This window comes from Candidatus Angelobacter sp. (genome assembly GCA_035607015.1).
Taxonomy (GTDB): domain Bacteria; phylum Verrucomicrobiota; class Verrucomicrobiia; order Limisphaerales; family AV2; genus AV2.
In genome coordinates this window covers 1-3,848 of sequence record DATNDF010000458.1, presented here as the reverse complement: position 1 = coordinate 3,848, position 3,848 = coordinate 1, and the positions used below count along the sequence as shown (strand labels likewise).

5 protein-coding genes are annotated in these 3,848 nt (G+C 59.5%); all 5 read right to left on the bottom strand.

Going from position 1 to position 3,848, the window contains the following annotated elements:
* A partial coding sequence (locus VN887_18445; GenBank protein ID HXT41995.1) for an ABC transporter ATP-binding protein occupies positions 1-357 on the bottom strand: 357 nt, incomplete at its 3' end.
* Positions 358-375: 18 nt separating this feature from the next.
* Positions 376-1,221, bottom strand: a complete 846-nt coding sequence (locus VN887_18440; protein ID HXT41994.1) for a carbohydrate ABC transporter permease — start codon at positions 1,219-1,221, stop codon at positions 376-378.
* Entirely contained in the window at positions 1,218-2,141 is a 924-nt protein-coding gene (locus VN887_18435; GenBank protein ID HXT41993.1) for a sugar ABC transporter permease, read from the bottom strand. Before VN887_18435 ends, VN887_18440 begins: the two co-directional genes overlap by 4 nt.
* The gene (locus VN887_18430; protein HXT41992.1) at positions 2,119-3,462 is read right to left on the bottom strand and encodes a sugar ABC transporter substrate-binding protein; all 1,344 of its coding nucleotides are present in this window, start codon (positions 3,460-3,462) and stop codon (positions 2,119-2,121) included. Before VN887_18430 ends, VN887_18435 begins: the two co-directional genes overlap by 23 nt.
* 30 nt (positions 3,463-3,492) lie before the next feature.
* On the bottom strand, positions 3,493-3,768 hold the full coding sequence (locus VN887_18425; GenBank protein ID HXT41991.1) for an isoamylase early set domain-containing protein: 276 nt from the start codon (positions 3,766-3,768) through the stop codon (positions 3,493-3,495).
* Positions 3,769-3,848: the final 80 nt, after the last annotated feature.

The following is a 3,848-nucleotide window of genomic DNA, read 5'->3' as shown; positions in this document are numbered from 1 at the left end:
CGCGACTTCCGTGACCCGCGCTTGGATGCGGTCTTTGGGCCAGCCCGCCATCTGCAACGGAAACTCCAGATTCTTGCACACGGTTTTGTGCGGGTAGAGCGCATAGTTTTGAAACACCATCGCAATGTCACGCTGTTGCGGTGGCAGGTCGTTGACGACGCGATCACCGATGCGGATCTCGCCGGAGGTGGTTTCTTCGAGGCCGGCCAGCATTCGCAGGAGAGTAGATTTGCCGCAACCGCTCGGACCAACCAGCACCATGAATTCGCCGTCGTTGATGGTGAGGTTGAAATCGCGCACGGCATGGTTGCTGTCGCCGAAGCTCTTGCTGACCTGCTGAAATTGTATCGTTGCCATGTGTGCTTGGGTCTCGGTCTAGCCTTTCACTCCCGTCATCGCGATACCGCGCACAAACCATTTCTGAAACGCGAGGAACACAACGAGCACCGGCACGACCATCAACGTGCCGAACGCCATGATGTCGCCCCATTGCACGGGCTTGTTCGATGAGAAGTAGCCGAGCGCCACTGGCAACGGCTGGAACTCCGGCCCGCGCGTGACCATCAACGGCCAGAGGAAAAATCCCCAATGCAACAGAAAGGTGAGGATGGCCACGGCGGCGTAAGCGGGTTTGGCCAGCGGCGCGATGATTAGGAAAAACGTCCGCCACGGCCCTGCGCCGTCCACGCGCGCGGCTTCCTCCAATTCGCGCGGCAGACCGTTGAAGAAGGTGTAGAACAAGTAAATCGCAAATGGATTGGCGATGAACGGCACGATTTGCGCGCGGAAAGAGTTCGTCCAACCGGCGAAGGTCATCTCGAAAAAAAGCGGCACGACGATGGCCTCGTAGGGGATGATCAGCAGCACGATCACCGCCGCGAGCACGGCCTCGCGTCCGCGCCAGCGCAAACGCGCAAGTGCATAGCCCGCCATCGAATTGACGAGCAACCCGGCGACTACGACCGAACCAACGATGAGCAGCGAGTTCAGGAGGAAGTGCGTGAAATCGAGTTGATGAAATACCGCGCGGTAATTTTCCAGCGTCGGATCAACCGGCAGCAACGCCTGCCATCCGAGGGCCAGGACTTTTTCATTCGGCCGGAAACTTCCGGCAAGCATGAACCACAGCGGCCCGAGAAAGCCAACGACCGCAAAGATGAGCAACGTGCCCGAAGCCCACGAAGCGAAAGGCGAGCGAATGTGTTTCCGTTGCCGGCTCATTTGACCTGCCTTTCCTGACGCACAAAAAAGTGCTGCGCCAGTGCCACGAGGCACACGATGGCGAAGAATACCACTGACATCGCCGCGCCCAACCCGACCTGATTGCGTTCGCGCGCGGCCACGAAGGATTCAAACATCACCGTGGTCGTGGCGTCCTGTGGGCCGCCCTGCGTGAGAATCCACACTTGATCGAACAACCGGAACGCGAGAATGGTTGTGACCATGACAACGAAGAGAATGGTGTTGCGCATTTGCGGCAGCGTAACGTGCCAGAACTGATGCCAGCGCCCCGCGCGATCAATCGCCGCCGCTTCGTAAAGTTCCTGCGGAATCGCCTGTAAGCCCGCGAGCAAAATGACCATTTGATAGCCCACGCCCTGCCAGATGGACATGAGCATGATCGCCGGCATTGCCAGCAACGGATGCCGCAGAAAATCCGTGGCCGGATTCCACGCGCCGAATGAAATCGCGTGGAGGAATTGATTCATCATTCCCGTCTGACCGGGCGCGAGCAGGAGCGCCCACACCACGGAAACGAGCGCCATTGGATAAATCACCGGCATAAAAAACACGGTGCGGAAAAACACCATGCGCTTGAGCGGACGATTCACGAGCAGCGCCAGTCCCAACGCCAACGCCGTTTGCAGCGGCACGACTACCGCAGCGAAATAAAGGTTGTTCACCACGGCGCGCTGAAAACCGGCGTCTGCGAACATTCGCGCGTAGTTCTCCCACCCGATCCAACGTGTGGGCAGCGGCGAGTTGAACCGATAATTCGTCAGGCTCAACCCGACAGCCAGGGCGAACGGCAAGAGGAGAAACAAAAGCAGCCCGGCAAGCGCCGGACTCGCCATGCCCCACGCGGCGAACGTTTCGCTGTGACGGCTCGCGCTGGCTTTATTTGATCGCGTAGCCGCCATTGTCGCTGATGTCCTGGTCAATCGTTTTCGCCGCGCCGTCCAGTGCATTCTTCACGTCGCCGCCTTCGATCACCTTCGCCATGACTTCCTGAAACGCGGACGTAATGACGGGATACGCGGGCGTCACCGGCCGGGGCACGGCGGATTGACTGAGTTGCTCGGCGTAGAGATGCAGCGGGCCAACGGCGCGATAGAGTTCGGAGCGTTCGATCACTGAACGCCGGGCGGGCACAGCGCCGTTCGCCGCAACGATGGCTTCGATCTCCTCCGGTCGCATGAGGAATTCAATGAATCGCAGCGCGGCTTCCGGATTGCGACATTCGCGGGTCACACCCCAGGCCCACGAACCCATGCCCGTGCGCGAACCTTGGCCGAAGTTCGGCAGCGGCAGCAAGACCAGTTGCTCGCTGAGCGCCTGCCGGTAGCGCGGATATTCCCAGTGACCCACCCACGAAACTGCGGTTCGCCCGTCCACGAACGCGCGGCCATCGGTGTTCGGGTCAACGTAACCGGCCTTGAACCACTGCCGCAGATTTGAGAGTGCCTCCACCGCTTGGGATGAGTTCAACACTCCAGCGGCGGATTGGTATTTCGTGCGGTCAATCAAGTCCGCGCCCGCGCTGACGAGGCTGGCGTAGAAGCCGTAAGTCCACCACTCGCCGCGATAGTCGCGTTTCAAGTCGAGCACCTGGCCGTCGCCGCCGGAACGCTTCTCCTGTTCGACCAACCGCGCGAGAAGTTGGTTGAACTCGTCAATCGTCCACGCACTCGCGACGTTCGTTGGGATGCGGGCGCTGACTTGTTCGAGCAAACGACGGTTCGCGAACAGTCCCAGGCCGGAATCGAATGTGCCCACCGCATAGAACTTCCCGCCATACGTCCCCTGTTGCACGATGGACGGCAACAAGTCCGATTGAATTTCAGCAGGCAAACCTTCGAGCGGTTTGAGATAACCTTTCCACGCGTAGTTCGCGAGCATCGGCCCATCGAACTCCAGCACGTCCGGCAACTGGCGGCTGGCAGCAGCCGATTGCACCTGCGTGTCGTAATTCGCCTCGGCGATTTCGACGAGTTTCGCGGCCACGTTGGTCTGGCTCGCATTGAAACGTTCGACTTGCGACTGAATTGTTTTCCACTCCTCGGGCTTTCCGTGATGCGCCCAAACGGTGATGGTCACGCGGCCTTTGGCGGCATTCCCATCGTGCTCGGTGCGTTTGTTGCAGCAAGTCGTGAACAACAGCAACAAGCCAAGTATCATTGCAATCCAGAACTTGCGGGCGTGGTCAGGACGTGTGGGAGAATTGTCGAATGGGTTTTTCATCGGTCTTGCGATTCTGCCGATTCGTGCCGGTCAGGCCACTTGTCTTACCGCGTCGTCACCTCCGAACGGATTTGCCCGGCACAAGGCGCAGGCGGGGTCGCCACGCCATTCGCCATCCACGATGAACCGGTAGTGATACGTGCCAGGAGCAAGCGTCACGCTGGTCTGCCACACTCCGCCTTTCTGTCTCTCCATCTCGATGGCCTCCTCCTGCCAGCGGGTGAAATCGCCGACCAACTGGACGCTCAGCGCTTTTGGAGCGGTGATGGAAAAGGTCTGTTGTCGGCTGGTCTTGCTGCGTGCCATGGTTTGTCCTTTCCCTTCGTTCGTTCATTTCATTCGGCTTCGAGCCAGGTGCGTCCTTCGTCCAGTGCCGTGTGATCGAA